The following is a 656-nucleotide window of genomic DNA, read 5'->3' as shown; positions in this document are numbered from 1 at the left end:
AATGAAACCAACTACGTGATGCAAAAATTCGCGCGCGCCGTTATTGGTACCAATAACGTCGACTGCTGCGCTCGCGTCTGACACGGCCCTTCGGTTGCAGGTCTGCACCAGTCGGTCGGTAACGGCGCCATGAGTAATGCCATCACGGAGATTGATAACACCGATCTGGTGTTTATCTTCGGTTACAACCCGGCGGATTCCCACCCTATCGTGGCGAATCACGTCATTAACGCCAAACGCAACGGGGCGAAAATCATCGTCTGCGACCCGCGCAAGATTGAAACCGCGCGCATCGCCGACATGCACATCGCGCTGAAGAACGGCTCGAATATCGCGCTGCTCAACGCCATTGGCCACGTTATTATTGAAGAGGATCTGTACGATAAATCCTTCGTCGCCAGCCGTTCCGAGGGCTTCGAGGAGTATCGCAAAATCGTCGAAGGCTACACGCCGGAGTCGGTGGAAGAGATAACCGGCGTCAGCGCTCAGGAGATCCGCGCCTGCGCCCGGATGTACGCCAGCGCCAAATCCGCCGCCATCCTGTGGGGCATGGGCGTCACCCAGTTCTACCAGGGCGTGGAGACCGTGCGGTCGCTGACCAGCCTCGCGATCCTCACCGGCAACCTCGGCAAGCCGAGCGTCGGCGTCAACCCGGT

At 58.8% G+C, this 656-nt stretch carries 1 protein-coding gene; it reads left to right on the top strand.

The window, feature by feature from the left end:
* Positions 1-656 (top strand): molybdopterin-dependent oxidoreductase (locus PGS10_RS24910; protein ID WP_316423636.1); only part of this gene is annotated, 656 nt, incomplete at both ends.

The organism is Klebsiella sp. 141153 (assembly GCF_032601995.1).
Classification (GTDB): Bacteria; Pseudomonadota; Gammaproteobacteria; order Enterobacterales; family Enterobacteriaceae; genus Klebsiella; species Klebsiella aerogenes.
This window is presented reverse-complemented; position numbering and strand designations above follow the sequence as displayed.